Source organism: Shewanella sp. MF08487 (assembly GCF_050848685.1).
In the GTDB taxonomy this organism is placed as follows: domain Bacteria; phylum Pseudomonadota; class Gammaproteobacteria; order Enterobacterales; family Shewanellaceae; genus Shewanella; species Shewanella glacialipiscicola.
This window is the reverse complement of the sequence record NZ_JBOZPB010000012.1, coordinates 75,924-101,439: the sequence shown is the minus strand read 5'-3', so window position 1 is coordinate 101,439 and position 25,516 is coordinate 75,924. Positions and strand designations below refer to the sequence as shown.

At 44.6% G+C, this 25,516-nt stretch carries 22 protein-coding genes; 10 read left to right on the top strand and 12 right to left on the bottom strand.

Annotated features, from left to right (window positions below; genetic code table 11):
* Positions 1-186 precede the first annotated feature (186 nt).
* Complete coding sequence (locus ACRN9H_RS10480; RefSeq protein WP_432313598.1) at positions 187-552, top strand: glyoxalase superfamily protein; 366 nt, start codon at positions 187-189, stop codon at positions 550-552.
* Positions 553-639: 87 nt separating this feature from the next.
* Positions 640-1,149: a hypothetical protein gene (locus ACRN9H_RS10475; RefSeq protein WP_432313597.1), complete on the top strand. Its 510-nt coding sequence runs from the start codon at positions 640-642 to the stop codon at positions 1,147-1,149.
* 380 nt (positions 1,150-1,529) lie between these two features.
* On the opposite strand, the gene ACRN9H_RS10470 is transcribed toward ACRN9H_RS10475, so the two are convergent.
* The 7 genes from ACRN9H_RS10470 to nadK all read right to left on the bottom strand — a co-directional run bounded on the left by ACRN9H_RS10470 (position 1,530) and on the right by nadK (position 12,582).
* On the bottom strand, positions 1,530-2,708 hold the full coding sequence (locus ACRN9H_RS10470) for an AAA family ATPase (RefSeq protein ID WP_432313596.1): 1,179 nt from the start codon (positions 2,706-2,708) through the stop codon (positions 1,530-1,532).
* A 631-nt stretch (positions 2,709-3,339) separates the two neighbouring features.
* A complete protein-coding gene (locus ACRN9H_RS10465; RefSeq protein WP_432313595.1) occupies positions 3,340-3,909 on the bottom strand; it encodes a LutC/YkgG family protein in 570 nt (189 codons plus the stop codon).
* A gap of 1 nt (position 3,910) precedes the next feature.
* On the bottom strand, positions 3,911-5,305 hold the full coding sequence (locus tag ACRN9H_RS10460) for a lactate utilization protein B (RefSeq protein WP_432313594.1): 1,395 nt from the start codon (positions 5,303-5,305) through the stop codon (positions 3,911-3,913).
* A gap of 10 nt (positions 5,306-5,315) precedes the next feature.
* Positions 5,316-6,059: a (Fe-S)-binding protein gene (locus ACRN9H_RS10455; RefSeq protein WP_432313593.1), complete on the bottom strand. Its 744-nt coding sequence runs from the start codon at positions 6,057-6,059 to the stop codon at positions 5,316-5,318.
* 307 nt (positions 6,060-6,366) lie between these two features.
* Positions 6,367-9,171 (bottom strand): FAD-binding and (Fe-S)-binding domain-containing protein, encoded by a 2,805-nt coding sequence (locus ACRN9H_RS10450; protein ID WP_432313592.1) that lies wholly within the window; start codon positions 9,169-9,171, stop codon positions 6,367-6,369.
* 64 nt (positions 9,172-9,235) lie between these two features.
* Positions 9,236-10,879, bottom strand: a complete 1,644-nt coding sequence (locus ACRN9H_RS10445; RefSeq protein WP_432313591.1) for an L-lactate permease — start codon at positions 10,877-10,879, stop codon at positions 9,236-9,238.
* Positions 10,880-11,703: 824 nt separating this feature from the next.
* Entirely contained in the window at positions 11,704-12,582 is an 879-nt protein-coding gene (nadK, locus tag ACRN9H_RS10440) for an NAD(+) kinase (RefSeq protein ID WP_432313590.1), read from the bottom strand.
* 100 nt (positions 12,583-12,682) lie between these two features.
* Here nadK and grpE point away from each other — a divergent pair, with 100 nt between their 5' ends.
* The gene (gene grpE / locus ACRN9H_RS10435) at positions 12,683-13,303 is read left to right on the top strand and encodes a nucleotide exchange factor GrpE (RefSeq protein ID WP_432313589.1); all 621 of its coding nucleotides are present in this window, start codon (positions 12,683-12,685) and stop codon (positions 13,301-13,303) included.
* A 170-nt stretch (positions 13,304-13,473) separates the two neighbouring features.
* Here grpE and dxs read toward each other — a convergent pair whose 3' ends face one another.
* From dxs to xseB, 3 genes are read right to left on the bottom strand one after another with little or no spacing between them, the layout of a single operon-like run.
* Positions 13,474-15,342: a 1-deoxy-D-xylulose-5-phosphate synthase gene (gene dxs, locus ACRN9H_RS10430; RefSeq protein WP_432313588.1), complete on the bottom strand. Its 1,869-nt coding sequence runs from the start codon at positions 15,340-15,342 to the stop codon at positions 13,474-13,476.
* Positions 15,343-15,363: 21 nt separating this feature from the next.
* Positions 15,364-16,245: a (2E,6E)-farnesyl diphosphate synthase gene (gene ispA, locus ACRN9H_RS10425; protein ID WP_432313587.1), complete on the bottom strand. Its 882-nt coding sequence runs from the start codon at positions 16,243-16,245 to the stop codon at positions 15,364-15,366.
* 2 nt (positions 16,246-16,247) lie between these two features.
* A complete protein-coding gene (gene xseB / locus ACRN9H_RS10420; RefSeq protein WP_263190129.1) occupies positions 16,248-16,487 on the bottom strand; it encodes an exodeoxyribonuclease VII small subunit in 240 nt (79 codons plus the stop codon).
* Positions 16,488-16,802: 315 nt separating this feature from the next.
* On the opposite strand from xseB, the gene pomA reads away from it, so the two are divergent.
* From pomA to thiI, 3 genes are all read left to right on the top strand, one after another.
* Positions 16,803-17,570 (top strand): flagellar motor protein PomA, encoded by a 768-nt coding sequence (gene pomA / locus ACRN9H_RS10415; RefSeq protein WP_220773478.1) that lies wholly within the window; start codon positions 16,803-16,805, stop codon positions 17,568-17,570.
* 3 nt (positions 17,571-17,573) lie between these two features.
* Complete coding sequence (locus ACRN9H_RS10410) at positions 17,574-18,494, top strand: flagellar motor protein MotB (RefSeq protein WP_220773477.1); 921 nt, start codon at positions 17,574-17,576, stop codon at positions 18,492-18,494.
* A 331-nt stretch (positions 18,495-18,825) separates the two neighbouring features.
* Positions 18,826-20,280 carry a tRNA uracil 4-sulfurtransferase ThiI gene (thiI, locus tag ACRN9H_RS10405; RefSeq protein ID WP_220773476.1) on the top strand — a complete coding sequence of 485 codons (1,455 nt, stop codon included), beginning with the start codon at positions 18,826-18,828 and terminating at the stop codon, positions 20,278-20,280.
* Between the two features lie 145 nt (positions 20,281-20,425).
* On the opposite strand, the gene ACRN9H_RS10400 is transcribed toward thiI, so the two are convergent.
* The gene (locus ACRN9H_RS10400) at positions 20,426-20,662 is read right to left on the bottom strand and encodes a hypothetical protein (RefSeq protein ID WP_220773475.1); all 237 of its coding nucleotides are present in this window, start codon (positions 20,660-20,662) and stop codon (positions 20,426-20,428) included.
* A 174-nt stretch (positions 20,663-20,836) separates the two neighbouring features.
* Between ACRN9H_RS10400 and ACRN9H_RS10395 the strand changes: the two genes are divergently transcribed.
* From ACRN9H_RS10395 to rlmM, 4 genes are all read left to right on the top strand, one after another.
* Positions 20,837-21,748, top strand: a complete 912-nt coding sequence (locus ACRN9H_RS10395) for a transcriptional regulator GcvA (protein WP_248937968.1) — start codon at positions 20,837-20,839, stop codon at positions 21,746-21,748.
* Entirely contained in the window at positions 21,729-22,403 is a 675-nt protein-coding gene (locus tag ACRN9H_RS10390) for an alpha/beta fold hydrolase (RefSeq protein WP_432305441.1), read from the top strand. The genes ACRN9H_RS10395 and ACRN9H_RS10390 overlap by 20 nt, the downstream gene beginning before the upstream one ends.
* A 28-nt stretch (positions 22,404-22,431) precedes the next feature.
* Entirely contained in the window at positions 22,432-22,824 is a 393-nt protein-coding gene (locus ACRN9H_RS10385; protein ID WP_076496856.1) for a DUF423 domain-containing protein, read from the top strand.
* Between the two features lie 179 nt (positions 22,825-23,003).
* Positions 23,004-24,089 carry a 23S rRNA (cytidine(2498)-2'-O)-methyltransferase RlmM gene (gene rlmM, locus ACRN9H_RS10380; RefSeq protein WP_220774303.1) on the top strand — a complete coding sequence of 362 codons (1,086 nt, stop codon included), beginning with the start codon at positions 23,004-23,006 and terminating at the stop codon, positions 24,087-24,089.
* A gap of 167 nt (positions 24,090-24,256) precedes the next feature.
* Here the strand turns inward: rlmM and ACRN9H_RS10375 are convergent, their stop codons facing one another.
* Positions 24,257-25,264 carry an isocitrate dehydrogenase gene (locus tag ACRN9H_RS10375; RefSeq protein ID WP_220774304.1) on the bottom strand — a complete coding sequence of 336 codons (1,008 nt, stop codon included), beginning with the start codon at positions 25,262-25,264 and terminating at the stop codon, positions 24,257-24,259.
* Positions 25,265-25,516 lie beyond the last annotated feature (252 nt).

Here is a 25,516-nt window from a genome sequence, read left to right as displayed (position 1 = left end):
TGAGCTTTTTCATCGAAATGGCAGCGCAAGTCTTTTTCGCTGCCATTTTTTATATCCACAATTTACCAAAGCGCTCGTTTAATAAGCCATTTTAATCTGAGCGTGTTGTAGGCAAACCGAAAGTACATTATGTTGTCGATTTGGAATAGCCAGTTGTGTGGTTTTATCAGTGATGGAGTCGTTGTCATGGAGTTTCAGGCAATCCCTATTATGCGGATTTTTGATGAAGATAAAGCCAAAGCGTTTTATCTTGGCTTTCTTGGCATGGAATTAGATTGGGAACATCGTTTTGAAGAGGGTTACCCCATTTATATGCAAGTGTCGCTTGGCGATTTTGTTTTACATCTAAGTGAACATTCCGGTGATTGCATGCCAGGCAGTAAGGTTTTCGTTAATGTTAGCAACCTAGATAAGCTTTTTGCACAAATTACTGCAATGCCATACAAATATAATAAGCCAAGTATTGAAGAGGCTACTTGGGGTGCAAGGTGTTTCACTGTGACAGATCCATTTTCAAACAAGATATTGTTTAATGAATCATCAGATACATAACAAACAAATTTTATCGCCAGCGAAAAGCGCTGGCTGCGACGTCAACCCGCCGCTATACTTTTCGCGCTAAATCTGGGCGTTAAATATATGCATATCGAACGCACATTTTTCTATTACGAAAAAAGCAGAAAACAACAAGCCAAAGTGCTCGCTTTCAATATGCTGCTTTTGCCACTTATCCTTTGGCTTATTTTGATATTGATTTCAAAAAATGAACCTTTTTATAACGAATTCTTGTTTTATATAAAATATATTGTTGTGGGTTCAGAGCTTGTACTATTGTCGCTAGCAGCATGGTTACTTACTCATCCAGCAAGATTTTATATCAAGCTTACAAATTCTGAGTTCAGCTCATTTCATCCTACTTTTAAAGAATGGACGTTCACCGTAAATCCTCAAGAAATTATTGAAATTGAGCACAGTACAGATATAGGAGCAAACGCTAGCCTCATTTCAGTGAAAATGAATAATGGTTCATCAGTTTTATTGAGTCCAAACTATCCATATAAGCGAAATGAACTATACGATGCATTGCGATTAGTTAATCCAAATATAAAAATACCTAAGAACACTTGGTCATTTCCTTACAAAAGGTAAAGTAAAAAATAGCAATTATTGACTTGCCTAGCTTAAAAAGAGTATGTCTAGTCATGTCTTAAATACACCAATTTTTTAATGAGTTAGCTCATTTTTATGCATCAGCTTTAGCCCTTCAACTTTTGATGACTCTAATTTAAGCAATTTTAGCTCGTACAAGTTGTAGACAAACCCAAAGTGCATTATGTTGCTGATCTATAATGGATGACCTGATTTTTTATTTTTGTTTAAAAATTCTCAACTAAAAGTGTCCAATTTGGGGTGACCTGTACACAGTTAAAGGGTCTGAGGAAAGTTTACTCAGACCCTAATAAGTAATCGGTTAAAGCGGTGGCCAAATAGAGTTGACCGTTGAATGAGTTTATTTAGGAGGAAGAGGGTTACACTGGCTTATAACACACACCATATCTTAAGTTTGCTCTGCGATGGAGTTCATAGACTTCACAACCTAACAATGGCTCAGTTCTATTAAGAACGGCGCCAAAACGCTCAAAGTAGTCTTCATTAACTTGTTTTGCACTGATAAGTGGTACTTCAATATTGACATCTACACGACCTTTACGTATCAACGCTGGGTCAAGATTATCAGGATGATTTGTGGTCATTATTACAAGGCAGTCATCAAGAGGAATGATTCCGTCTAACGCGTTTAGAACGCCACCTAAAGTGAGTGGTGGGTTATCTGCATTACTTTCAGCAGTACGTGATACCGTAGCCTTTACACAGTCACAGTCCTCTATTAACAACATAGCTCCGGGCGGTACCTTTCTAATAGCCTTATGAATAGTGGCATCATTGACAGTCGATAGATTCAATATGTATAGATCGCGATGATACTCAACAGCTAAGGCTCTCGCTATACCCGTCTTACCCGTACCCGTTTTTCCATGTAACAGTATGGTTAGCTTACTGACAACCGATTTCCCTCTACTTGCGAAGTTATCAACTTCCCCCATCAACTTCTGCTTAAACCCTTCATCTAGCACTAATTCACTAAAACCCGATGATTTCAATGTGCCATAGCGACACCATTCGGTTTCTTCGAAAATATTAACTTTTGGCTCTGTAGAGATGTCTCCACGAGTATCTTCTAAAAAACTATATAGTTTATCTTTTGCCCACCATGGTGCATTTACAGTAATAGTATCGTATGCCATCGTACTATCGACCTTAGATCGGGTAGCCAACATGAAACAACCACCGTATTTAAACAGGTGCATACCATAGCCGATAGACTTAACACTGACACGCCCGTCGTAACTCACACTATAGTCATAGTACACAGCCTCAGAGATAGAGCGTGAAAAAAACGGAATAGTAGTATTACTGATCAAAAAGGACAGTTTATTGAATACCTCTGTGCGCGCCTGATGGCTATCGTCGATAGTGAGCCGCACAAACAGTAGGCTACTGAGCCAACTTAACAGCTTCGCGGGGACATCTTTTAGCATGTAGCCTACGAGTCCAATTAACGTTAATGTTAATACTCCAACAATGACAGCCGTCAACAAAGGATCGCCATTGGTGAGCGCCTTGATTTGTAGTAATACCTCGTTCATTTACTCACCTTTACTATAAATGCCTCATGGACATAATCGAGAATACTATCAACCGAGTCGAGGATACGACCAAGGCATCCTCAGTATGTGCGCTATCGCACGTGGTTAAAGCGACTTGATAAAGATCCCCTTCTTATCACTAACGATTGCCTTAGGTCGTAGCGATATCACACTTTAAATCAACATCTTAATATTAAATTTATATTTAAGCGCTCACTAACGTGCGCAAATAAATGTCAGAGATAGCGCCGTTCATCAAAGAGCAGGACGGGGCGACCCTGCATCTGCGGATTGACTTGAACAACATCCGTGTTTAACTGCTGCCCGTTCGCCATCTGATAGGCAGGACGCCTGAATGTCGTGCAATGCAGGGATACATGAGAACGACCATGGCTCTCGTTCATAAGTTTGTCGTTCATAAGCTTAGAGGTCCTAGGTTTCTATTCACCGAGTCGGCGAGCGAACGCCATGGCAAGCCTGTATCTGTAGGTGACATAACCCTTACAAATCAAATATCTCAAATATCGTTATGCTAAAGTTTAAATAAGAAAGCCGCCGATAAAGGGCGGCTTTCGTGTTTCGATTGTCCTGTAACCTTTGCGTTTTCTTGGTTACATTAAATCTCGAGGCATTAGAGCAAATACACGTTCAAGCTGCAGGCGCCGTGTGCGCCGACGACGAGGGCTTGTTCGATATCGGCGGTTTTTGATGGACCCGCGATAAACACCCCGAACTCCCCTGAGGCTAACGTGATTTCTTTAGCTGCCTGATGTAGGGTCGGCACAATCTTATTCGTTGGCAGGGCTAAGATCAGGTTTTCACAGATAAAAGGTGTCACTCTGTGGCCTAGATTCTTATTGTTAACCCAAATGGCACCGTTTTCGGCAACGCCAATGTCACCCGGGATCACTGCATAATCTATGTTTTTGAGCTCGTGGGCAGTGGGTGGCATTTCACGGTTTGCCGTGACACCCTCTACAAGGGAGATGACCTGTAACCCTTGGGCGATAAGTTCATCGACTTTGGCTTGCAGGGCGACTAGGCCACCTTCTTTATGCAGCGTACCCGCGACAGTATTGAGGTTGGTCTCGAACTGGCCGACGAGGTTTTCGAGCCTTGGCGTCACATCTATGCTCGGCATAGGATGATTTGTTAAGGCCGACAGTTTGAGCGCATTGAGAATTTCAAGTTTACTAGACATCTTATAGGCTCCTGTGTTTCTTAAACCAAGCTTCGAAGCTGGAGTTCGGGGCAACGGGCAGTTCACGGTATTTACCCCATGCACCGCTAAAGGGTTTTAACAGACTACCCGGTAGAATGCGCAGCGCAGTTCTCGCCACACTCATAGAGCAGTTCAGCATGGTTTCGCTTGCCATAAATTTACCCACTAATGGCATGTAACTGTTTTTGCCATAGGGGAGTTTTCCGGCTTCAGCCTTAAGGCGTCTGTGGTGGAAAATAATCTTATCGAGCGGCACCTTAGTTGGGCAGATATAGGTACAGCTACCACACAAGGTACAGGCCCAGGCAATCGAGTTAGTGTCATCAATCTTAGCGCCCACTGCGATACCAATTGGGCCAGGAATGGTGTAGTTATAGCTGTAACCGCCAGAGCGACGATACACAGGACAGGTATTGAGGCAACCACCACAACGGATACACTTCAATGATTCTGCAAGGATTTTATCTTTGAGCATCTCAGTGCGGCCATTGTCGACGATAATAATGTGCATCTCACCTTCGGGCTGTGGGCCACGGTAAAAGGCGCTATAAGTCGTGACAGGTTGACCCGTGGCATTGCGCGCCAGTGTGCGTAGCAAGACGGCTGCGCTATCGACATCTGGCACCACTTTTTCGATTCCCATTGAATGCAACTGCAACTTAGGCAAGTTAGCGCCCATGTCGGCGTTGCCTTCGTTGGTACAGACTACGACGGCGCCTTTATCGGCAATCGCCATGTTCACGCCTGTCATCGCTGCATCCGCGGTAAGGAACTTTTCACGCAAATGCGCGCGGGCAGCGCGGGTTAAATACAAGGGATCGGATGCCCCCGCTTTAGTGCCGAGTTTTTCATGGAAGAGGTCGCCGACTTCTTCCTTTTTCATATGGATAGCAGGCACGACTATGTGTGATGGTGGCATTTTGGCGAGCTGGATAATCCGCTCACCTAAGTCGGTATCGATGACTTCAATGCCACGTTGTTCTAAGTACGGATTGAGGTGGCATTCCTCGGTCAGCATAGACTTAGACTTCACCAACTTTTTGACGTTATGGCGCGATAAAATGTCATGCACGATGTGATTGTGCTCGGCGCCATCTTTGGCCCAATGGACTTGTATGCCATTGGCGATACAGTTTTGTTCAAAGGTTTCAAGATATTGAGCAAGATGGGTTAGCGTGTGGAGCTTAATTTCTGAGCCTAACTGACGCAGTTGCTCCCATTCTGGGATGCTACCCGCGGCGCGGTCGCGTTTTTCTCTGAGCATCCACAGCGCTTTTGAATGCCAGTCGACACGGGTTTCGTCGCGGCAAAAAATATCGGCTTTATGGGCATGGACCTGTGAGCCTTGAGCCCCGTGATTATGATTGTAAGCCATGGTGAGTCTCCTAGAGCGCGGCGTTCAGCACTTGCGCTATGTGGCGAATTTCAATCGGCAATTGCTGTCTGCGGATCATGCCATCGAGGTGCAACAGGCATGAGGGATCAAAACCCACCACATACTCAGCACCCGTTGCGGCATGGGCTTGGGCCTTGTCTTTGCCCATTTTGGCTGACACTGCGCCTTCATCGACGGCGAAGGTGCCACCAAAGCCGCAGCATTCGTCACGGCGGTCGGGATACACTATGTCTATGCTGGTAATATTAGCGAGCACGGCTTCGACTTTGTTGAATCTTGGCCCCATTTGCTCACTCGGAGTGGCGAGGTTCAACATGCGGATACCATGGCAACTCAGTTGCAGGCTGATCTTATGCGCGAAGGGCTTGGTAAAGGCGGGGATCGGCGCGATATCGTGTAAAAATTCGGTTAGCTCATAAAGTTTGTTGATCACAGTTTGTGCTTCTGGGCTGCTATCAAACTCGTGGAAGTTTTCTTTGGCGGCCACTAAACAAGAGGCGGCAGGACAAACAATGGCGTCGCATTCCACTCCCTTAAAGGCGTTGAGCAATTTAAGGGTGGTGCTGCGCGCTGCATCGAAGCAACCTGAGTTTGTCATCGGCTGACCACAACAGGTTTGACCCGCAGGTAGAATCACTTGGTGTCCGAGTTTCTCTAATAATTCTAAGGTGGCAATCGCGACCTCAGGCATCATTTGATTGACGAGACACGGGATGAAAAGGGCGATTTTCATGGTGTTTTCTCTTTCTTATTAGTGAACGACATTGCCTTGCTGCATGACCTAAAGTCCATACAGATTATAAGGTGGTTAATCCAATATAGGCGGTTCTTAACAGAATAAGTAGCGCTAATTTAGTAAATAATCTTGTTGATATTCTCATAAGTGAGAATATTTAAAGTGTTGATTTTATTGATTAAAATAATTTACTTTTTGATTTAAATTTATGTAAACAATTACGTTGTCAATAAATGAGAATAATGGGCTGATATGCCTAAACGAGGCAAAATATTGCCTCGTTTCCGGCGGTTGTTATCCTACATTAGCGGCTACACTCTTCGAGCAGATAAGCCAAGTGGCGATAGGAAATGCCGCTGTGTTGGGTCAAACCGACTTCGCACATACGGTTGGCGTAATAGCCTTCTTTAATCTCGACAGGGATCAGTTTTTTGATATTACGCAGTGCGCTGGCGTTGATTTCAGGCTTATACAAGCCTTTTTCACCCGCGTAACCGCAGCAGTCAATTCCCGCAGGTTTTAGCACTTGCGCAGAGCAGGCATCGGCGATTGCTTGCATCTTAGGTTCAAGTTTCATCTTGCGTGCGCTACAACCTAAGTGCAGTGCCACATTGACTTTTTTGCTGATATTGAGCTTAGTCAGTAGCTTGTCGTGCATAAACTCAACTAAGTCGATAATTTGTACTTTTGGATTACCCGACAAAGTGCGGTAGGTGCAAGACAAGGCATCGACGATCACCGGCAGCTTGCCACCATTGGTCATTTTGCTCACCGCATCGATAAGTTCTTGGCGTTTGGCATCGGCGTTTTTAAAGTCGCCCTTAGATTCCCACATCTGGCCGCAACATAAATCGCGGGTTTTTGCTGGCGTGATGACGTTATAGCCTGCGCGTTCTAGCAGCGTGACGACCACTTCTGGCAAAGTGCGGTTATCGGGATCTTTTGGCGTCGGACCAAAGGTTCTGCCGCCACAGGCTGGGAAGTAAACTACCGTTTCTTGGCCCACTTTTGCAGGTGATGGTGTTGGTAGTTTGCCGCCTTTCGGGAAATCTGGGTTCCAATAAGGCACTTCTTTAGAGATCAGGCGGCCGGTTTTCATCAGCGCACTGGTGATGCCATCGCCGGTGATCTTGTGGATCACGCCAAGCATGTCAAAACCTGAACTGATAACCTGGTTAACTGCGCCAAAGTGTTTGGCTTGGAAATCTAAGACTTTTTGTTCAGTCGTGCTGATGTACGGCGTGCGCAGTTTACGTACCAATTGGCCCATGCTGTTATCCACTGGACACGCAATGGTACAAAGCTGACACGCGGCGCAGGTATCAACTACATCGTATTTAGCGGCGGCGCGCATTTCGGCTGCTGCTGCTTTATCACCGGACTGCTCTAAGCGCTCGATTTCACGCAAGGTGGCAATACGTTGGCGCGGTGAGAAGTTAAGTGCCGATGTTGGACAGGTTTTTTCACAAAATCCACATTCAATACACTTATCTATAAAATCATCGACCACAGGGCAGGGCTTAATGTTTTTTACATGCACTGTGCTGTCATCGTTCAAGATAACGCCGGGGTTGAGCAAGCCTTGTGGGTCAAAAATATGCTTGATGCGCTTCATTAAGGTGTAGGCATCGGCGCCCCATTCCATTTCAACAAAGGGCGCTACCGCGCGGCCTGTGCCGTGTTCGGCTTTCATCGAACCGTCGTATTTATGGATCACCATTTCAGCGACATCTTGCATAAAGCCTTGGAAACGTTCGATATCGGCTTGCGATGCAAAAGTCGGCGTGATGATAAAATGGAAGTTACCCGCTAAGGCATGGCCGTAAATCACCCCTTCTGGGTAACCATGTTTGTTAAACAATGCGGTTAAATCCGCCGCCGCTTCGGCTAAATGCTCAACGTTAAAGGCGACGTCTTCAATAATAACTGAGCTGCCCTTAGGGCGCTCGCCGCCAATAATTGGGAACAAACCTGAGCGCATTGCCCAGTATTTGCTGTAAACACTGGCATCGCTACTGAAGGTAATGGGGCGTTCAGTTTTAAGATGTGCGAGTTTAGCTATAACATCTTGGGTATAACTTTCTAGTGTTTGTGCATCATTGGCGCGAGATTCAATCAGCAAAATGGCAGCGCCTTCTGGCAATGTGCTGAGCCAATCTGGCATGCCTTTTTTACCGGTAACGGCTTGGATAGATGCCCAGTCGAGTAATTCGGCGGCGGCAACACTGTGACCGATAATCGGTGGAATAGCGCTAGCGGCATCGACCATATTAAAGAATACTGCCATAGCAGAGGCTTTAAACTTGGCTTCATCGACTGTGTTGTAAGTGACTTCTTCAACAAAGGCTAGGGTACCTTCGGCGCCCACAATCAAGTGGTTGATGAGCTCGAATGGCTCTTCGAAATCAACCAAAGAGTTGATGCTGTAACCTGTGGTGTTTTTGATGGAATATTTTTTACGGATACGCTGGGTGAGGACTTCATTACTGCGAGTGAGTTTGGCTAATGCGGTCAATGAATCTAATAATTCGCCGTGGGATTGGCTAAAAGCCGCCTTGGATTTGTCGCAGCCAGTATTTAATTCAGTACCATCGGCAAACAGTAACTTAGCCGAGGCGATAGTTTGATAACTGTTTTGCGCCGTGCCGCAGCACATACCTGAGGCGTTGTTTGACACGATACCGCCCACCATTGCCGAGGCTAATGTGGCAGGATCGGGGCCAATTTTTTTGTCGAGTGGCCGCAATACGGCGTTGGCATCTGCGCCAATAACTGCCGCGCCGAGGGTGATTTTTTGACTGTCGGCGCTGACTTCAATTTGTCTAAAACCGTCGTGGCCTAACATCAGCAAAATGCCTTCACCAATGGCTTGGCCCGATAAACTGGTGCCTGCTGCGCGAAAGGTAACTGGCACCTTGTAGGCGCGGGCAACTGCAAGGGTGTGTTTTACTTGTGTAAGGTTATCTGCATGCACCACGATTTCAGGCACAATGCGAAAATAACTCGCATCGGTAGACCAAGCAAAGCGGCGGACAGGATCATTGGATACGGCAGATTCACCGTGCTGTTTAATCAGGTCCTGATATACAGCGGTATAATTAATGGACATAAGGTTACTCTCTTAACGCAATAAATGACCAAAGCCGCCGAAGCGGCCTTGGATTTCAGTGGGCTTAGAAGCCCCCCCATAGTGTGGCAATCGTACCGGCCAATAATGCATAACCAATGGCAACGGGCATTGTCTTACGAATAATCTCAGACTCTCGTCCTGCCATACCCACGACCGTTGCGGCCGCAACTACGTTCATTACACACATCATGTTGCCTGCGTTGGCACCTATGCCCTGTAGGGCTAGCACTAATGCGTGATTCATGCCGATATTATCGGCCACACTGTATTGTAGGCCTGAAAACATCATGTTGGAGAAGGTTGCAGAACCCGATAGAAAGGCGCCGAAAATACCGACAATAGGCGACATCCAAGCCCACACAGAGCCCATTGAGTGCGCCAGCATGTCGGCTAATGCAACTGGCATTGAGGCTAAGCCTGCTCCATTGACACCAGAGTTTAAGAATATTTTCACCATAGGCACTGACGCGCCGAGTGAAATAATGGTGGGTAACATGGATTTACATGACACACCTATCGTTTGTTTAATCGCAGGGCTTTTCATTCTGAACAGGAAGAAACCTAAGATACACACCACAATGAAGAAAATACCGGGTGCATATAAAGTGGCAAAACTGGCCTTAAGTTCAGTGCCCATTAGACCTGTCCAACTGATGTTAAAGCCTGATAACCATGCTTTTAACGGTGTAACTGTGCGTGATAACACCAGCAGCGCCGCCATAATGATATAAGGCGTCCAAGCGGCTATTTGTGAAAAACGGGCGGTTGTTTCAATTTTTACACCTTCTTGGGCATCATTCTCAGCAAAATCATTCCAAGGGGTTTTAGGCAGTAAATAACCTTTACGAGCAATAGGGATCACTATTGCCATACCGACTAAAGAACCTATAACCGAGGGGAATTCTGGGCCAGCAATATAGTTGATTATCCAAGCTGGGACGGTAAAGGCAAGGCCTGCAAAAATCGCAAACTTCCAAATCGCTAGGCCTTCTTTAAAGGATTTATTTCGACCAAAAAAGCCTGTTAACATAGCGACCATAACCAGTGGGATTAAAGAGCCAGTAATTAAGTCGATAGTGATCATGTGCATAGCGATAAACTGCGCGAAGTCAGCGTAGGTGCCGCCATGTTCAGCAATTTGTGCAGAGGCCATACTTACGCCACCTTGCATTAAGCCTTGCTCCATACCAAAGAGTACGGGTAAACCAATTGCGCCAAAAGACACACTCGCCGAGTCCGCAATTAGCGCGACCACAGCTGCGGCAATAGGGGGAACACCTAATAATACTAACAGCGGCGCACCAATCGCAGCGGGGGTACCAAAACCTGCGCTGCCTTCAATAAAGGCACCAAATAACCAACAAATGATGATGACTTGCACACGAGCATCGGCACTGATGTTAGTAAAACCTGCGCGGATAGTATCCATTGCCCCTGAATATTTCAGGGTGTTAAGTAAGAACACTGCGCCAAAAATAATAGTGAGTGGTGTAATTGCCGATAACAGTCCCTCAAGGACCGATGCCGCTAGTAATGTAGTATCCATTTGCCAGATAAACACAGCGGCGAGCGCAGTGACTAGCATTGAAATGGGCATCGCTTTTGATGCAGGCATTCTGAGTAACACTAAAAATAGCATTACGCTGATTACCGGCGTCAAGCTGGCGAGGAGTTGAAGTATTGTCATGCTTGCCTCTTCATCAAGTGGTCTGTCTTATTATTAATATTAGGGTTTCATCAGCTTTGATGTCGACTTTCCAGACCGATAAAACAGCAATTAATGTTGCAAGTTCTTATGGTCTCGACATTCTGTGTTGTGTACTAGACGTCTTTGTGAGTTTTACTAATATGATCTAGATCATTTTCACCGCTATATGAAATGCTAATTTACCGTGTTGCGGGATACTTCACTCAATAGATGCTGCTATATGTGAGCCTGGTCACTTAGATAGGTTGGCGCATGTCGACTTTGGTTATATCTATTTTTAATTACCATGATTTTTGTTATAAAAACTGACTTGTAACACGCGTATTTAGCTATAAATGCAATAAACCGATCTATTTATTTCATTAATGAGTGGTTTTGGTGTGTTAATTACACATTAAATATGTGATAGGTATCGCATATTTTAAGATTTTTAAATATAAAACCCTAATGGATTTGTTTTTAATTATTTGTTTTTAAATGTATTTTTATTTTTGTTGGTTGCTTTTGTTGTGTGATGTAGGTCACTTATTTAATGAGTGATACTTTGTTGTGATGAGCGTCACTTAATTAAATCTATATTATTTTGAAATTAAATTACCGTTAATTAAGTTATGTTTAGCTTTTTAATGAGTCACTAAACCCTATCAAGAATATGTCTAGCGCGAAATAAAACCTAGGGCGATAGAGTCATATTGATGCTAATGGGAATTGAATATTTGAATGTGGTAGAGGGAAGAATTTATATTAATAAAAAAAGAGACGGTATGTCTCTTTTAGAAGGGTATTAATAACATGATACTGACTTAAAATAATTTGCTGCCCCAGCCTAATTTGGTCCGCAGCACGTGGAAATAGTTGTGTCCTTTAGGATGAATAAGCCGTAAACGTTCTGAGCTGCGGCGCACTATGATTTCATCGCCCGGTAACACGGCTAAATGCACGTGGCCATCACAGCTGACTTCGAGGTTTTCACCATTCTCAGGTGAAACCACCATCTTAATGGTGCTGCAAGCATCAACCACAATCGGACGACAAGATAATGTGTGTGGAAACATAGGCACCAAGATCAGAGCTTGTAGATTAGGCGTAAGAATCGCACCTCCTGCAGAAAGCGCATAGGCCGTTGAGCCCGTTGGCGTGGACACTATCATGCCATCGGCACGTTGGCTGTACATGAATTGATCGTCAATATAGACTTCAAATTCAATCATGTGAGCAATTTTACCCGGGTGGAGTACTGCTTCATTCACAGCAGTGTTACTCGCTTTAAGCTCTCCGTTGCGATACACCTCAGCTTCAAGTAAGAACCTATGCTCGGTATCAAACTCTCCGTCGAGTACTTTGGCAAGAGCTTCTTCGAAGGTGTCGGGGGGTAAATCAGTTAAAAAGCCCAAATTACCGCGGTTGACGCCAATGACGCCTAAATCGAAACGGGCTAATACCCTTGCAGCACCGAGCATATTACCGTCTCCACCCACGACTATGGCTAAGTCGCAGCGCGCACCAATTTCGAGTAAATCAACGGCCTCTATGCTCGGTCCTAATTCGGCTGCAACACGCTCTTCAACTAATACCTCAAAGCCTTGCATTGTCAGCCAATAGTGCAGGCGTTTTAAGGTTTGGTTAGTCCCTTGATGATGAGGTTTGCCGATTAGGCCGATAGTGTGAAACTTTGTGGTCATATTTATGCTAGATCTGCCCTTAGGCCTTGAAACATCAAAATTGATCCCCATAATATGCCCAGAGTATTTCAGAAACAAAGCATTTTTAGCTGGAGTGAAAATGAGCAACGAATCGATTAAAGTAGAACAGGATCTGATCCAAGAGGGTGTAGAGTCTGAAGTATCTACCACAGAGGCAAGTCTTATCGATGAGCTTACCCAGGCAAATTTCCGCATTGAAGAGCTAGAACAGTTACTCGCTGAAGCTTTGGCGAAAGTTGAAGAACAGAAGGATTCAGTGATCCGCGCCGCCGCCGAGGTCGATAATATTCGTCGTCGCGCTGCAATGGATGTGGAAAAAGCGAATAAGTTTGCCTTGGAAAAGTTCGCGGGTGAACTTTTGCCAGTACTTGATAATATGGAACGCGCTTTAATGGGTACAAACCCAGAAGATGACGCGACGAAAGCGATTTATCAAGGCGTTGAGTTAACTCAAAAAAGCTTGCTTACTGCGGTGGCTAAATTTGGTGTTAAGCAAATTGACCCACAAGGTCAGTCATTTAACCCTGACCAACATCAAGCGATTGGCATGCAACCAAGCAGTGAATTCCCTGCTAACACTGTGATGTTGGTGATGCAAAAGGGTTATGAGCTGAACAGTCGCTTACTGCGCCCAGCGATGGTGATGGTGTCACAGGGTGGCCCTAACCAAGAAAGCGCAACGATAGATATCCAAGCTTAAGCTTTATTGGCTAGGCAGCTGTTATAAAGACAGCAATAAAAAAGGACTGCTATTGCAGTCCTTTTTTATGGGCGAAATATTATGAGAGTAGCTTACGTTTTACAAACTAGCACCTTACAAACTAATGTCTTACAAGAAAGCACCTCTGAAACTCGATAAACAAGCCCAGCCTATTGCGACAAATATGTATTAATTTGTGCCAGTATGCCTTCTGCATCCAGTTGTAAGTCGTGGATCACTTCTTCTGGCGAACCGTGCTTAATAAACTCGTCGGGCAAGCCGATTTGTAATACGGCCTTAGGCATTTTTAGCTTTTGTAGCAGCTCAAGTACCCCGGAGCCCGCACCACCCATGATGGCATTTTCTTCGATAGTCACCAGTACATCGTGGGTTTGCGCCATTTGTGTCACCAGTTCGACATCGAGTGGTTTCACAAAGCGCATATCGACGACTGTGGCATCAAGACTCTGGGCGGCGGTTAATGCCGACGCTAAGGTCGTACCAAAGTTGAGAATGGCAACGCGTTGACCAACACGTTTCACTACGCCTTTACCTATCGGTAAGGCTGTCATCGCTTCGACTTGGGTTTCACCTGTAGCAGAGCCTCTAGGATAGCGCACTGCACTTGGGCCAGCGTTATAGCAATAACCGGTATAGAGCATTTGGCGACATTCATTTTCGTCCGAAGGCGCCATAATGACCATGTTTGGTATGCAGCGCATAAAGCTTAAATCAAATGCGCCCTGATGGGTTGGCCCATCCGCACCGACAATACCGCCGCGATCAATGGCAAATAATACCGGTAATTGTTGCAGTGCCACATCATGAATCAGCTGATCATAGGCGCGTTGCAGGAATGTGGAGTAAATCGCCACTATCGGTTTGTAACCTTCGCAGGCAAAACCTGCCGCTAGGGTAACAGCATGCTGTTCGGCTATCGCAGCATCAAAATATTGTTTTGGGAAACGCTGGGAAAACTCCACCATGCCCGAACCTTCACGCATGGCTGGGGTAATCGCTAATACTTTTTCATCTTGCTCGGCGATGTCGCATAACCATTTACCAAACACTTGCGAAAAGGTCGGCAAACCAGGTTTTGTGGCCGGTTTTTTAAACTGTGTAGGATCAAACTTAGGCACAGCATGCCAACCGATAGGGTCTTTTTCTGCCGGTTCATAACCACGACCTTTCTTAGTCATGATGTGCAATACCTGTGGACCTTTAAGATTACGCATATTGCGCATGGTCTCGACCAGAGCATCAACATCGTGGCCATCGATTGGGCCAATATAATTGAAACCTAACTCTTCAAATAAAGTGCCAGGAACAACCATACCCTTAAGGTGTTCCTCTGTACGCTTCGCCATTTCTTTGATGACTGGCATGCCTTTTAACACTTTTTTACCGCCTTCGCGCAAAGTGGTGTAGAACCGGCCTGACATCAGTTGTGCTAAATGATTATTAAGAGCGCCCACATTTTCAGAAATCGACATTTCGTTGTCATTCAAAACAACAAGCATGTCATTGTGTAAGTCGCCTGCGTGATTCATGGCCTCAAACACCATACCGCCGGTCATCGCTCCATCACCGATTACGGCAACCACTTTACGACCTGCTTGCTCTTTTTCAGCGATAATGGCCATCGCCAGTGCTGCGCTGATTGAGGTACCTGAATGGCCAACACTGAAAGTGTCGTACTCACTTTCTTCGCGCCATGGGAAAGGATGTAGACCGTCTTTTTGCCGAATGGTCTGCATTTTATCGCGACGACCCGTGAGGATTTTATGGGGATAAGCCTGATGGCCCACATCCCAAATCAGCCTATCAAAAGGGGTGTTGTAGACATAGTGCAGCGCAACAGTGAGTTCCACTGTGCCGAGCCCAGAGGCAAAATGTCCGCTGGATATGCCAACAGACTTAAGAAGGAACTCGCGTAGTTCGTCGGCTACTTGTGGTAAAAGTGCCTGAGGAAGCTGGCGGAGTTCATTAGGGGTGTTGGCCTGTGCCAACACGGGAAACTGAGAAATGTCCAAACTCATAGCGAGATACTTCGACTCTTATTATATTCTTCGCTCAATGATATAGCGGGCGAAATCTGCAATTAACTGGCTATTGTAGGGCAATTTAGCCAGCACTGATAGTGCCTCTTGGATCAGTTGTTTGGCGGTGTCTTGTGCACCTTGTAGTCCAAGTAGTTGTGGAAAAGTACTCTTATTTGATTCTGTATCAGAGCCTTGCGGCTTACCTAGCTCTTCGGTAGTGGCTATGATGTCGAGAATATCGTCTTGTACTTGGAAGGCGAGCCCGATGGCGTGGGCAAAATCCATCATAGCAGTATAGTGAGCTTTAGGTGCGTTAGCGGCAATTAAAGCTAACTCAACGGCACAGCTGATAAGGGCGCCGGTTTTCATATTGTGTAGCTTAGTGAGCTCGTTAATATCAATATTTTTATTGGTCGAGGCTAAGTCTATTGCTTGACCACCGCACATACCACGATAACCGGAAGCTTTAGCTAATACTCTGACCATAGCAATATGTTGTTCACTACTGATGCCAGGCACGGCTTCGGTAATAATTTCAAATGCTAAGGTTTGCAGCGCATCTCCTGCTAAAATAGCGGTCGCTTCATCATAAGCGATATGCACTGTGGGCTGACCACGGCGCAGCTCATCATTATCCATGGCGGGTAAATCGTCATGAATAAGTGAATAAGCATGGATACATTCAATCGCAGCCGCGCACGCATCTAATTTCTCGAGCTCGACACTAAACATGCGACCGATACTGTAAACCAGGAATGGACGAATGCGTTTTCCACCCAATAAAGCCCCATAGGCCATGGCGGCTTTTAATTGTGGCGCAATATCTTCAAGCATACTAAAGCGCTGTTTTAATTGATGATCAATGCGTTGTTGATATTCTTGAATAGCACAGGTTAACATGCTTACTCGCCCTCAACGGCATAGGAAGACAGCGGCGCATTTTCATCTGGCTTCAATAAGATGGCAACTTTTTGTTGAGCGTGTTCGAGTTTAGCTTGACTGTTTCGAACCAGACTAATGCCACGTTCAAATTGTTTTAATGCATCATCGAGTGAGATATCGCCTTGCTCTAAATCGGCGACGATGCGCTCTAGCTCACCAAGGGATTCTTCGAAACTGAGATTTTCGGGTTTTTTAGCCACGTGTATATTTCCTTTAATTTAGCGGACACAAGGTATATCAGGGCGACACGAGGGTCAAATTCAGACAATAAATATTTGCTCAATAGCACGCTTTGTAACTGAATTTTTTCCAGAAAATATAAATAGTCGCTAAACTTGCTTAGTGTATGTCCGATAACTGACAATAGTATCATCATTTGTATCGTAATTTTGAACTCGATACACAAAGCTCGCACGTGGGCTTAGTCGGATTCTTTAACTCAGTCGGTTATCTGAGTGCCATTGCTTACTCGGGGTAAGTATGATGTTGTTTATGACAAAAATTGAGGAGCCGTCGTGGATTTAGCAACAATAATTGGAATAGTGGGTGCCTTTGTTTTTATTCTCGGCGCTATGGTGACCAGTGGCGGTTTAATGATTTTCGTTGATGTGCCCTCGATCCTTATTGTGTTTGGTGGGTCTTTCTTCGTAGTTATGATGAAGTTTAATCTTAAGCAATTTTTGGGTGCAGTAAAAATCGCAGCGAAAGCCTTTATATTTAAGATTGATAAACCTGAAGATTTAATTGAGCAAGCCGTCACGATGGCCGATGCGGCACGTAAAGGTGGCTTTTTAGCCTTAGAAGAAGCACAAATTACCAATAGTTTTATGCAAAAAGCCGTCGATATGCTTGTTGATGGTCACGATGGCGAAGTCGTCCGTGCAGCATTAGAGAAAGATATTTCCCTGACCGAAGAGCGTCATCGCACTGGGGTTGCCATATTTAGAGCCATTGGTGATGTTGGCCCAGCAATGGGGATGATAGGTACGCTCGTAGGTCTTGTTGCTATGCTGTCTAATATGTCGGATCCGAAATCGATTGGCCCCTCTATGGCGGTTGCGCTGTTAACCACATTATACGGTTCCATGATGGCAAATATGGTCGCTATTCCGGTTGCAGATAAATTATCGCTGCGAATGGGGGAAGAAATGCTTAATCGTAATTTGATTATGGATGCCGTACTTGCTATCCAAGATGGACAAAACCCCCGCGTAATTGAAGGTTTCTTAAAAAATTATTTAGCTGAAAAAAATCGTAAAATCGATACAACGGACGGAGAGTAGCCCATGGCTAAGTGCAACTGTCCACCGCCAGGAGCACCGGCCTGGTTGGCAACATTTGCCGACTTGATGTCGTTGTTGATGTGTTTCTTCGTCTTGTTATTGTCATTCTCTGAAATGGACGTGATGAAGTTTAAGCAGATCGCGGGCTCGATGAAATATGCTTTTGGCGTACAAAATAAAGTTGAACTGAAAGACATACCTAAAGGGACTTCGGTTATTGCATTAGAGTTTAGGCCCGGCCGTCCTGATCCCACGCCGATTGAGATTATCAATCAACAAACCAACGAAATGACTGAGCCCGTGCTGGATTATAAAGCGGGTGAAGACGATAGTTCTGGTGGCTCACAACAACAAGATGGTTCTCAGCGCGGTGGTGAGGCAAGTGCTACGACGCAAGATATTGCCAAGGCGGTTGAAGCTGAAGCAACCGCTGCACAGGACAAAATCAACGAGCAAGTTAAAAGAATGGCACTAGAGCTCAATAAAGAAATTATTGATGGTTCGATTGAAATTGAGTCTTTAGGTCAGCAGATTATTATCCGTATCCGTGAAAAGGGCTCGTTTGCCTCGGGATCAGGTTTTTTGCAACCTCGCTTTAAACCCGTAGTACGATCTGTGGGTGAGCTTTTAAAAGATGTGCCAGGTATTATTACCGTGTCAGGTTACACCGATGATATGCAAATTAGCGATGAGCTCTATAGCTCTAACTGGGATTTATCCAGTAAACGTGCGGTCGCCGTAGCCCATGAGTTATTGCAGGTTAAAGGTTTTGATTCGAAACGAATGAAAGTCGTAGGTATGGCCTCGAACAACCCGATAGTGCCAAACGATTCACCGGATGATCGTGCCCGTAACCGTAGGGTTGAAATTGCCATTGAGCAAGGTAAGGCGAAAGAATCGGAAGAAATCCAAATAGGAAAGTAACCGCTAATATACCTATTTACGTTTGTGCTAAAGCCGCGATAATATCGCGGCTTTTTTTATGCGCAAAATAGGTGTTTTTATCTTTTGGCGACGATTTTTAGGGCCAAAATAAAGTGGAATTCAGTTTATCCTATTGCAATAGAATGTTAATTTTGGAGAGTTTTCAGTGCTTAAATCGACTTAAATCCGGCTTAGTTTTAGGCTCGAAAATGTCTTAAATTGCGACGATGTAAGCATGCTGAAACTCGCATTTTTAGGTCGTTTGGGTATATAATCCTCCGATTATTATTTTAGCCAATTTTACTGTTTAAAAATTGCCCGCGGAAATCCCATGAAGTTTATTGTAAAGCTGTATCCAGAAATCATGATGAAGAGCAAACCGGTTCGTATGCGCTTCACCAAAATGCTCGAAACCAATATTCGTAATGTGCTGAAAAAAGTTGATGAAGACGCTAAGGTCCAACGTCAATGGGATCGCATTATGGTAATGGTACCTAAGGACAAACCTGAGTTAGCCCAAGCCTTTGGTGAGCGTCTGGCATGTATTCCGGGTATTGCACACGTTGTGCAAGTTGATGAATACAGCTTTGAATCTGTGGATGATATTTATCAGCAAGTTTTACCAGTTTATCGCGACCAACTTGCGGGCAAAACTTTTTGCGTGCGAGTGAAACGTTCTGGCGATCATGATTTTAAGTCGATTGAGGTTGAGCGTTATGTTGGTGGCGGCTTAAATCAGTTTACTGATGCTGTTGGCGTGCGTTTAAAAAATCCAGATATTACCGTTAACCTCGAAATTGACCGCGATAATCTGTACATGGTCACTAAGCGTATTGAAGGCTTAGGCGGTTTCCCAATGGCGACACAGGAAGATGTATTGTCATTGATTTCGGGTGGTTTTGATTCAGGGGTCTCTAGCTATCAATTTATCAAAAAAGGCGCTCGTACCCATTACTGCTTCTTTAATTTGGGCGGCGCTCAGCATGAAATTGGTGTTAAGCAAGTTGCCTACCATTTATGGAAAACCTACGGTGAATCGCATAAAGTTAAATTCATTTCAATCCCTTTTGAACCTGTTGTAGAACAGATTTTAGAGCGTATTGATAACGGTCAAATGGGTGTTGTGCTTAAGCGTATGATGATGCGCACTGCGGCGCGTATTGCTGAACGTATGGGCATTCAAGCACTGGTGACCGGTGAGAGCTTAGGCCAAGTGTCTAGCCAGACGTTAACCAACCTTAACGTGATTGACCGTTGTACAGAGCTGTTAATTTTACGTCCGCTGATAGCCATGGATAAGCAAGACATTATTAATGAGAGTCGCCGAATTGGTACTGAAGACTTTGCTAAATCGATGCCTGAATACTGCGGCGTTATTTCGCAAAAGCCTACGGTGAAGGCGGTACTCGCTAAAGTCGAAGCGGAAGAGAAAAAATTCTCAGAGGACTTGATTGATCAAATCATCGCTCAATCTGTCACTATCGATATCAGGGAAATAGCTGAACAAATGGATACTCAGATAACTGAGACTGAAACGGTTGCCAGTATTGATGCTAATGAAGTGGTTATTGATATTCGCGCTCCCGAAGAAGAAGAGCGTAAGCCGTTGCAAATTGAAGGGGTAGAGATCAAACAAATTCCTTTCTTCAAATTAGCGACTCAGTTTGCCGATCTCGATAAGCAAAAGACTTATTTATTGTATTGTGAGCGCGGGGTGATGAGTAAATTGCAGGCGCTGTATTTAATTGAGCAAGGTTACAGCAACGTGAAAGTATATCGCCCATAAAACTGTGTAGATGAGCTTATTGTGCGGAGAATGAACCGTAGCAGTAGGACTTTTAGTCCGATTAAACACAAAAAATAAAAAACCGCATATTAATGCGGTTTTTCTTTGGGTCACTTTTATAAAATAACCTGAAATTTGTTATCAACTAGTCGGCTTTAACAACTTGCGGGGTGGGAATCGCATCATCTTCAGCAATCAACAGGGTGGCTTCTTGCAGTAGTTCTTGATGCATTTTATCCATCGCGGCACTTAAGTCTGCAGTAATACTTGTTTGTAAGTCGCTAGTATCGATGACGATTTCATCAACGAGCACATTAGCATTGGCATTAAAACTGAGTGCTGAGATAAAGACTAACGCAAACGCCGATTTTACATTGAACATAGTCGCCTCCGGGCTGACAAAATGACCTTGTCAGACATTCCCATCACCGATTCGAGATTGTCTAACGTGTGTTTCTCTGGCACAAAATTTAACCAAAATAGCTGGCCTTTACAAACGATTAAATGTAACAATAAGGATTAGAAAAACTAATTAAAAAATGAGATAGAGATCACGATGTCAAGACGATTACCACCGCTGAACGCGGTTAAAGCATTTGAAGCCGCGGCGCGGCACTTGAGTTTTACCCGAGCGGCGGAAGAATTGTTCGTTACCCAAGCTGCGGTAAGTCATCAAATTAAGGCATTAGAAGATTTCCTCGGATTAAAATTATTTCGCCGAAAAAACCGTTCTTTATTATTAACCGAAGAAGGGCAGAGTTACTTTCTTGACATCAAAGATGTCTTTATTCAACTCGCCGATGCCACTGACCGACTATTAGCCCGCAGTGCTGTAGGCTCGCTCACTGTGAGTATGTCACCGAGTTTCGCTATCCAGTGGTTAGTGCCTCGTTTAGCCAAGTTCAGTGAAAAAAATCCTGATATTGATGTACGCATTAAAGCGGTCGATAGTGAGTCGAGTTCTTTAACGGACGACGTCGATGTCGCCATCTATTATGGTTTAGGCAGTTGGCCTGGTCTGCGCGCTGATAAGCTCAGAAACGAAGTGCTTATTCCAGTGTGTTCACCCATGTTACTCAATGGTACAAAGCCACTATCACAACCGAGCGATTTGAAATATCACACACTCTTACATGACATGAACCGTCACGATTGGCAGGCATGGTTTCGGCAGTGTGGGATTACTGATATTAATGTGAACCAGGGGCCGATATTCAGTCATTCATCTTTGGTATTACAGGCCGCAGCCCATGGTCAAGGTGTGGCATTAGGCTATAGCGTACTAGCACGTCCCGATATTAAAGCGGGGCGACTTGTGTGTCCATTTGAAGAAGTATTGGTGAGTAAGGATGCATACTACTTAGTTTGCCATCAAAACCATGCTGAGCTGGGTAAAGTAGTGGCGTTTCGTGAATGGATGTTAGATATGTTTGCCGAGGAGTCACGTAGTGAGTTGTTGCCCGGATAAGCCCAGTTATATCGTAGACGGGCTGCCTGCAAGTAGCTTGATTTTATTTGCCCATGGCGCAGGGGCTAACATGGACTCAGATTTTATGCAGGCGATGTCGGCGGGGCTTGTAGCTAAGGGTTTTCAAGTCATGCGCTTTAATTTTCCCTATATGCAGACGAATGCTGTTGACGGTAAAAGACGTCCACCGGACCGTACACCTAAATTACTCACTTGTTTGACACAGATGCTCGATATTGCTCAATCATTGCCAGCAGTTGAGCGTGTGATACTGATGGGGAAATCTATGGGCGGACGCATGGCGGCGCTATTAGCGTGTGATCCTGTATTAGCCGCGCATATCGATAGAGTGATTTGTTTAGGTTATCCCTTTGTACCGCTTAAAGGCGGCGATCCTAGGTTGGAGCCGTTGAATGAATGCCAAGTTCCTGTATTAGTCGTGCAGGGCGAGCGGGATAAGTTTGGTGGCAAAGAGCAAATACCGAACTGGCCGTTGAAACCCGAGATTAAACTCGCTTGGTTAACTGATGGTGATCATAGTTTTACTCCAAGAAAGTCGTCAGGTACTACAGAAGCCGCAAATCTTGCACGTGCCATTGATTTATCGAGTGATTTCATTGGTGAGCAGAATGTTGCTTGCATAAATATTGAATGAATTAAGTCTATTTCAGCAGGAGTGTTAAATGCGTAAAGGTTTATTATTACTTGCCGCCATGAGCGGATTTTTAGCGGTTGCTTTAGGCGCTTTTGGTGCCCATGGCCTTAAGGCTGTAGCACCACCAGACTTAATTGAAGTGTTTAACTTAGGTGTGCAATATCATTTCTATCATACTTTTGCCTTGGTTATGGTCGCGTTTTCGGGCCAATGGTTGACGTCACGTTTGTTGGACTGGGCGGCATACCTATTTATTGTGGGTATTATGCTATTTTCTGGTTCGTTATATGGATTGGCACTTATCGGCACTAAATGGCTTGGGCCCATTACTCCAATTGGTGGCGGGTGTTTTCTACTCGGTTGGTTGTTATTTGCTGCGGCGGTATGGCGTCATAAAGTGGTGGATGGTCATGAATCTTAATACAAAATAATAAATCCCGTTTTAAAGCTTGAAAATTAGCTTAAACGTTTTAATCGGTAAGATACCTACGCCCTGTTTGCATTGACGGCAAATAGGGCATTTTTTTACTTAAATTGTTATACTGGCGCCCAAATTGATAGTCAGCCAGAACTTTGGCTTGGATTTCTCAGGGATCCCCCATGAAAAACCTATTTTTATTTTGCCGTGCTGGCTTTGAAAAAGAATGCGCGGCAGAAATTCAGCAACGCGCCGCAGAGCTTAATGTGGGCGGCTTTGTTAAAGCGAACAATAATGACGCTTATGTGGTATTCCAAGGCTTTGAAGACGATGCAGCTGAGGCGTTAGTTAAGCAATTACCACTCGCTTCATTAATTTTTGCTCGCCAAATGTTTGCCGCCAGCGATTTATTAGTCGATTTGCCAGAAAATGACAGAGTGACGCCAATCGTTGCCGCCTTAAGCGATGTCAGTAAAGCGGGTGAATTACGCGTTGAAACGCCAGACACTAACGAGGCCAAAGAGTTATCGGCTTTTTGTCGTAAGTTCACCGTACCGTTACGCCAGCATTTGAAAAAGGCGGGTAGTTTGCTCGCCCAAGAAAATCCAAAACGTCCAATTATCCATGTGTGTTTTGTGGGGCCGGGTCGTGCTTATGTGGGATATTCTTATAGTAATAATAGCTCTCCCCATTTTATGGGTATTCCACGCCTAAGAATGGCGGCAGATGCACCGAGTCGTTCTAGCTTAAAGCTTGATGAGGCCTTTGGTCAGTTCGTGCCCAAAGAAGAGCAAGAAGAGCGAATTCGCAGTGGTATGAACTCAGTCGATTTAGGCGCGTGTCCTGGCGGTTGGACTTATCAACTTGTGCGTCGCGGTATGTTTGTCTCTGCGGTAGATAATGGCCCTATGGATGAGAAGTTAATGCAAACGGGGCAGGTGAAACATTTCCGTGAAGACGGTTTTCGTTTTGAGCCACAGCGCAAGAATATCTATTGGTTAGTGTGCGACATGGTTGAAAAACCCGCGCGCGTAGCCGAGTTGATTGAAGCATGGGCGATTAATGGCTGGTTTAAGGAAGCAATCTTTAACCTTAAATTACCGATGAAGAGTCGTTATAAAGAAGTCATTGCGATTCTTGAAACTATGCAGACTATTTTAAAAGAAAATGGTGTTACCGATTTTAAAGTACAGTGTAAGCATCTTTACCATGACCGAGATGAAGTGACTGTGCATTTATGGCTGCGTCCAAATACTGCATGGAATTAACCCCTGCGATTATCTTGCACTAAATTGACGCAGGTTTTAAAAGTGACATAACAAAAAGCCCCAAAGGAAACTTTGGGGCTTTTTAGTGTCTGTTCATTTGAGTTTTAAACCGAAGCTTAAGATTGAACAAGCCCGTTATAGATTAGTCTGTAACGCACTAGACATTATTACAGACGCTCAAGTACCGCTTGAGTGAAATCAGTCGTGCCGTGTGTACCACCTAAATCGTGAGTTGTACGGTCGCCTTCTGCAATCACTGCCGATACGGCTTTACGGATTTGCTCTGCTTTGTCAGCCATGCCTAAGTATTCCAGCATTTGGATAGACGCTAAAATGACTGAGGTTGGGTTTGCGAGATTTTTGCCAGCGATATCAGGTGCACTACCGTGAACGGCTTCAAAAATTGCTGCGTCACGGCCAATGTTTGCACCGGGTGCCATGCCTAAACCGCCGACTAAACCTGCACACAGATCCGATAAAATGTCACCAAACAGGTTAGTTGTGACGATCACATCGAAGTTTTCTGGGTTCATAACTAACTTCATACACGTTGCATCGACAATCATTTCTTCTGTTTTGATGTCAGGGTAACGTAGGCTTACTTCACGGGCCACTTTCAGAAATAAACCTGAGGTTGACTTCATGATGTTAGCTTTATGAACGATAGTGACTTTTTTACGGTTTTCTTTACGAGCCAGCTCATAAGCGAAAGTGGCGATTTGCTCAGCACCTTGACGCGTAATAACACTGGTCGCTTCAGCCGTTAATCCATCTTCAGACACTTTTTGACCGAAACCTGAATACATGCCTTCGGTGTTTTCACGGACTGTGATGATATCGATATTTTCGTAACGAGCCTTGGTGCCTTTGAAAGATAACACTGGGCGCACGTTAGCATAGAGACCGAATTTTTTACGCAAAGTGACGTTGATTGAAGTAAAACCTTCACCCACAGGCGTTGTTAGCGGACCTTTTAGTGTTATGCGGTTTTTTTCAATCAGATCCAGCGTGCGCTGCGGCAGTAACTCACCTTGTTTTTCAAGTGCTGTAAGGCCGGCATCGGCAAATTCATATTCAAAATCACAGCCTACTTTATCAAGAATTTGTAAGGCTGAATCAATGATACTTGGGCCAATTCCATCACCTGGAATTACGGTTATCGTTCTTTTTGACATGGAGAAGTCCTTCCACGGTTCGTGGTTACTGCAATTGTCTGCCCCAGGTTAACTGGATGACAGGACTATGAAATGGGTATTTTTTCTGCGCATTATTTTACCCACCTTTGATCAAACTTCACAGGGAATAGTGAGTAATATCACGATTTTTTATATGGTATAACTTGTAAAAAGACAAGCTTCTCACCATGATGGAAACCCAATGGTTAAAAAGTCTACTTTAGTCTAACAAATATATAAAAGAGGAAGACA